This is a genomic window from Micromonospora sp. NPDC047074, from assembly GCF_040643815.1.
Classification (GTDB): Bacteria; Actinomycetota; Actinomycetes; order Mycobacteriales; family Micromonosporaceae; genus Micromonospora.
On the sequence record NZ_JBEYVB010000057.1, the window covers coordinates 23,188 to 29,187 of the forward strand.

4 protein-coding genes are annotated in these 6,000 nt (G+C 73.5%); 2 read left to right on the forward strand and 2 right to left on the reverse strand.

The window, feature by feature from the left end; genetic code table 11:
- The first annotated feature begins 95 nt into the window (after positions 1-95).
- Both ABZ809_RS32900 and ctaD read left to right on the forward strand, forming a co-directional pair.
- The gene (locus ABZ809_RS32900) at positions 96-782 is read left to right on the forward strand and encodes an ATP-binding protein (RefSeq protein WP_357566550.1); all 687 of its coding nucleotides are present in this window, start codon (positions 96-98) and stop codon (positions 780-782) included.
- A 106-nt stretch (positions 783-888) separates the two neighbouring features.
- Entirely contained in the window at positions 889-2,892 is a 2,004-nt protein-coding gene (ctaD, locus tag ABZ809_RS32905; protein WP_357566551.1) for a cytochrome c oxidase subunit I, read from the forward strand.
- 132 nt (positions 2,893-3,024) lie between these two features.
- Here the strand turns inward: ctaD and ABZ809_RS32910 are convergent, their stop codons facing one another.
- Positions 3,025-4,161, reverse strand: coding sequence for a SigB/SigF/SigG family RNA polymerase sigma factor (locus ABZ809_RS32910; RefSeq protein ID WP_357566552.1), 1,137 nt, complete (start codon positions 4,159-4,161; stop codon positions 3,025-3,027).
- 228 nt (positions 4,162-4,389) lie between these two features.
- The gene (locus ABZ809_RS32915) at positions 4,390-5,802 is read right to left on the reverse strand and encodes a hypothetical protein (RefSeq protein WP_357566556.1); all 1,413 of its coding nucleotides are present in this window, start codon (positions 5,800-5,802) and stop codon (positions 4,390-4,392) included.
- Positions 5,803-6,000 lie beyond the last annotated feature (198 nt).

A 6,000-nucleotide genomic window follows, 5' to 3' on the forward strand; every position in this document is an offset into this window, starting at 1 on the left:
CCTCCGCGCGCCCGGGTAGTTCGCAGGCCCCGACGACGCGAAACGAGGCGCGCATGCCGAGCCGGATCACCTGCGAGGTCCGTGACGGATCACCCGTGACCCTCGTACGCCTTTCCGGCGGCCTCGACCTCGACACCATGCGTACGGTGCACACCGTGCTGGACGGCTGCCTCACCCGACAGCCCGACGCGCTCGTGGTCGACCTCGCCGACACCACCGTCCGCAACCGGCTCGCGCTCTCGGTCTTCGCCGCCACCGCCCGCCGGGCCGCCGGGTGGCCGGCGGTGCCCCTCGTGCTCTGCGCCCCGCCGCCCGAGGCGGCCAGCTGGCTGGCGCAGTCGACGGCCTGCCGGGTGGTGCCCGTGCGGCGCGACTACGCGGAGGCGGCCCGGGCGGCGAGCGCGGCGGCGGTGCCCCGGCTCCGGGAGCGGCTGGAACCGGTCGCGGAGGCCTGCCGGCGGGCGCGGGAACTGGTCGGCGACGCGTGCGCCCGGTGGCGCCTGCCGGAGGCCGCCGGCCCGGCGTCGCTGGTGCTCAGCGAGCTGGTCGGCAACGTGGTCCGGCACGCCGGCACGCCGATGCAGGTGACGCTCACCCTCCGCCGGCCGTACCTGCACCTGGCGGTGGCGGACGGCAGCGGGGTCCCGGCCCGGATCGGGTCACCCGACCCGCGGGCCGAGGGCGGCCGAGGGCTGATGCTCGTGCGGGCGGTGGCCCAGCGGTGGGGCAGCGCCCCGGCCGGTCACGGGAAGGTCGTCTGGGCGACACTGCCCGCGATTTGACGGAATTTACCACTCTCGCCTGAATCACGACCATCGCCTGGTTTCATAGGCGGAGGGGCGGGTAGCCGCGCCGTCCCATCTGTCGTCATGGCGGGGTGAGAGTCCAATGTCCAAGCGGGTAACCACGGAACCTGCACGCGACCGGGGACCGGCGATCCTGGCACCGGCCCGCTTCGGCGGCTACCCCGGGCCCCTGCGCAAACCGATCCCCGGTGGCAAGCTGACCCGGTTCCTGGCCACCACCGACCACAAGCAGATCGGTCTGCTCTACCTGCTGACCTCGTTCGGCTTCTTCCTGGTCGCCGGGATCCAGGCGATGCTGATGCGGGCCGAGCTGGCCCGGCCCGGCATGCAGTTCCTCTCCCCCGAGCAGTACAACCAGCTCTTCACCTCGCACGGCGCCGTCATGCTGCTGTTGTTCGCCACCCCGGCGGCGTTCGGCTTCGGCAACTACATCGTGCCGATCCAGATCGGCGCCCCCGACGTGTCGTTCCCCCGGCTCAACGCCCTCGCGTACTGGCTCTACCTGGTCGGCGGGCTGATGGTGATCGGCGGGTTCGCCACCCCGGGCGGCTCCGCCGACTTCGGCTGGACCGCGTACTCGCCGCTGAGCAGCGCGGAGCACTCGCCCGGCGTCGGCGCCAACCTCTGGGTGATCGGCCTGGTGGTCTCGGGGCTGGGCACCATCCTCGGCGCGGTCAACCTGATCACCACGATCCTCACCCTGCGCGCGCCCGGCATGACCATGTTCCGGATGCCGATCTTCACCTGGAACATGCTCTTCACCAGCGTACTGGTGATCCTGGTGTTCCCGCTGCTCGCGGCGGCGCTACTGGCGCTCTCCGCGGACCGGCTGTTCAACGCCCACGTCTACGACCCGGAAACCGCCGGTCCGATGCTCTTCCAGCACCTGTTCTGGTTCTTCGGCCATCCCGAGGTCTACATCATCGCGCTGCCGTTCTTCGGCATCATCACCGAGATCATCCCGGTCTTCGCGCGCAAGCCGATCTTCGGCTACACCGGCCTGGTGCTCGCCACCATCGCGATCACCGTGCTGTCGATGTCCGTGTGGGCGCACCACATGTTCGCCACCGGCCAGGTACTGCTGCCGTTCTTCAGCATCCTGAGCTATTTGATCGCGGTGCCCACCGGCGTGAAGTTCTTCAACTGGATCGGCACCATGTGGAAGGGACAGATCACCTTCGAGACGCCGATGCTCTTCGCGATCGGCTTCCTGGTCACCTTCCTCTTCGGCGGCCTCACCGGGGTGCTGCTGGCCAGCCCGCCGGCGGACTGGCACACCCACGACACCTACTTCGTGGTCGGGCACTTCCACTACGTGCTGTTCGGCACGGTGGTCTTCGCGCTCTTCGGCGGCTTCTACTTCTGGTGGCCGAAGATGACCGGGCGGCTGCTGGACGACCGGCTCGGCAAGGCCCACTTCTGGACGATGTTCCTCGGCTTCCACGGCACCTTCCTCGTCCAGCACTGGCTGGGCAACGAGGGCATGCCCCGCCGGTACGCCGACTACCTGCCGACCGACGGGTTCACCGCGCTGAACACCTTCTCCAGCATCTCCGCCTTCGTGCTCGGCGCGTCCACGCTGTTCTTCATGTGGAACGCCTGGAAGTCCTGGCGCTACGGCGCGATGGTGAACGTCGACGATCCCTGGGGTTTCGGCAACTCGCTGGAGTGGGCCACCACCTGCCCGCCGCCGCTGCGCAACTTCGACCGGATGCCCCGCATCCGCTCCGAGCGGCCCGCCTTCGACGCCAAGTACGGCCCACTCGTCGCCGACCTCGGCCGTGACCTCCCGCAGCGCACCACCAAGCCGCCGCAGGAGTTCCGCGACGAGTTGCACCGCGAGCCGCACCTGGCCGAGTCGCCGGCCGCCGAGGGGGCGCACGGCGCGCGGGAGGCCGCCGAGTACCAGCCGGCGCCGCAGTCCGGAGCCCGGCCGGTGGTGGTCCCGGAGCCGGACGAGGTCCGTCGGCCCAGCTTCGAGCAGACCGACGAGCCGGAGGAGACCCGCCTCGGGGCCGAGCGGGAGCCGCAGGAGAACGACCGCTGGCGGCACCCCCGCGGGCCCGGCGACAGCCCGGAGCGCTGACCGGGCGTACGTGTGGCAGGGCCGGCACCCGTTTCCCGGGTGCCGGCCCTGCCTTCTTTCGTCTTCGTGCCGGCCCTCGCGGCCTGGTCGGCAGCCCTGGGCCGGAGCCCTCGCGGCGTGGTCGGGCCTGGTCTAGCCCTCGCGGGCCGGCGCCAGGCCCGCCGCGGTGAGCGAGCGGCGCACGGCCGGCTGGACCCGGGTCAGCCGCAGCGGCACGCCGGTGCGGGCGGCGGCCTCGCGGCCCGCCATCAGCGCGGCGATGCCGCCGGCGTCGAAACCGCCCGCGCCGACCAGGTCCACCACCACCTCGGCGGGCTGTCCGGTCACCGCCTCCAGCATCGCCCGGCGGAGCTGGTCCGCGCCGTCCCGGTCGATCTCACCGCCGACCTCCACCACCACCCGGTCGCCGTTCTGCCGGACCGAGATGCGGGTCTTCGCCGGCTCGGACTCGGCCGCGCCGTTCTGCCAGGGCGGCGGCGCGTCGGCGAGCATCGCCTGGCGCAGCCAGGTCAACGCCCGGGACAGCAGCCGGGAGACGTGCATCTGGGAGATGCCGAACCGGGCGGCGATCTCCGCCTGGGTCTGGTTGCCGTAGAAACGCATGGCCAGGATGCGCCGTTCCCGCCAGGGCAGCCGGTGCAGCAGCCCGCTGACGGTCACCCGGTCGTCGACGGACTCCAGCGCGTTGTCGGACTCACCGACCAGGTCGCCGAACTCGGCCGAGCTCTCCCCGCCGACGGGAGCGTTCAGCGACGCCGGGCTGTAGCCGGCCGCCGACTCCAGCGCGGCGAGGATCTCCTCCTGCGGCGTCTCCAGGCGCTCCGCCAACTCGGCGACCGACGGGGCCCGGGACAGCTCGCTGGTCAGCGCGGCAGTCGCCTGCCCCACCTCCAGGATCAGGTCCCGCAGCCGGCGCGGCACGTGCACACCCCAGGTGCGGTCGCGGAAGTGCCGCTTGATCTCGCCGACGATGGTGATCGCCGCGTACGCGGTGAACGAACCCCGCTCCGGGTCGTACCGGTCGACCGCGTTGACCAGGCCCAGTCGGGCGACCTGCTCCAGATCCTCCAGCGGCTCCCCCCGCCCCCGGTAGCGGCGGGCCAGCCGGCCCGCGAACGGCAGCGCGAACCGGACCAGGTCCTCGCGTGCCTCCTGGCGCCGTTCGGGCGGAAGGCCCTCGATCCGGGCCGCGTACGCCAACGCGGCCGCGTCCAGGTCCTCCAGGCCCCGTTCGGTCGGAGGTGGTGTGGTGGTGGTCTGTCCGAACATCCGCGCCTCCCTCAGGAAGGTCCCCGCCCGGATTCAGGAAACCGGTCGTGCGCGCGCGTGGTCGCACCACGCACCGGGCCGGAAGTGGGTCACATGACTGGGATGCCAGCGGGCGACGAGGCCGCGGCCGTACGGCGTGATCAGGCCGTCGCAGCCAGCGGTGTTCCCGCTCCGTAGGTACTCAATCACGGGACCCGGGGTTCGCGAGGATGTTTCGAAAGGGCCGCCTCAAGAGACCAGTAATCCCTGGTGGGAGCCGCTTTCCCGGAGCACCGCGAGGGCGTCGGCCACGGTCATCGGTGGCGGCGTCGGCAGGTCGTACGGCTGCGCCCGCAGCACCTCCGTGGCCCGGCGGGTGGGCACCGAGGTGACCGGGTAGCCCCGCGCCGAGGTGCGGTCCAGCGCCCGGCGACGGCGGCCGAAGCCGGCTACGGCGAGCCACTGCGGCAGTCCCGCCAGCGCCGGCGACCGCAGGCCGGGCGGCTCGGGCAGCACGTCCACCGAGCTGAACGGCTCGCTCCCGGCGAGCCACCACTCCACCCCCTCCACGCTGCGCCGGGTGGCGTTCTCGCACCAGTACGGCACCATCCCGGCCCGCACCACCTGCCACGGGTCGAGCAGCCGGCCGCACTCCACCACCAGCCGGTCACCGGTCTTGCCGGCCGCGCGCAACCAGCGGCGGTACAGGTCGGCGGTCGCGGCGCTGAGCGCCTCCGGCAGCGGTACGAGGACCCGGTGCAGCGGATGCCCGTGCCGCCCCGCCCACTCGCGGACGCTCGACTCGAAACCGGACTCCACGCCGTGTTCCGCCGGCCCCGGCGGCGAGGTGACCTCCGGTGGCGCCCACTGCCCGCCGTCCCCGCCGACCGAGCGGAGCACCTGCCGCAGGGCGTGACTGTCGGGGTGGAAGTCGACCGGGTCCAGGCCGCTGGCCGGACAGCCGACCTGGAAGCTGTGCCCGGGGGCGGAGTCGAACACCGGCCACGTGCGCCCGTCGCGCAGCAGCAGCACCGGAGCGCCCGGCTCCAGCCGGTCGGCCAGGAATCGGACGTACGCGGCCGGCAGGGACCGCCACCGGGCCCCCAGCGACACCGTGGCGCCGACCAGCGCCCCCCGGCTGGCGGGGCAGTGCACCTGGCGTACGTGCAGGTCGGGGTTGCCGCCGAGCAGCCGGGCGGCGAGCGCGGCACCGTGGTCCAGGGCGGCCTGCGGCCGGTCGACGGAGCCCTGCGCCCAGTGCGCGGTCATCTCGAACCCGGCGGGCAGCCAGGGCACGCCGAGCGCCATCGCCAGGTGCGCGGCCGCGCCGTGCGGGGAGCCGATCAGGATTCCCGGGTAACGGCGGCGCGGGTACTGGTCGGCGAACCAGCGGGCGACCCGGGCGGCATCGACCTCGGCGGTCTGGCCGGTGGTGAGCGCGACCCGGCCGGCCGCCCGGATCACCGCGGCCCGGCGTACCGGCTCGGGCGCTCCGGTGAACCGCGACAAGGGTCCCGGGTGCCCCGGGTGTCCCAGGTCGGCGCAGTCGGTCCCGCGCAGCGCCCGGGCGGTGGCGGCGACCAGGACGCGCGCGGCGCTACCGGCGGCCACCACCCGGTCGCCCTCCAGCCCGGCACCGTCGGCCGTGAGCCCCTTGCGCACCTTGTGCACCGGCCCTACCTTGCCTCGTTCGCTCACCACGCGACCCGGCTTCCCGTCCCGATGCGGTTCAAACGGGGCATCCCTCCCCGGCCGGGAGCAACCCCCACGCTCCACCCACCTCCACGCTCTCACCCCCCCCACCCCCGCGCCCCGCGCCCCGCGCCCCGCGCCCGCGCCCCGCGCCCGCGCCCCGCGCCC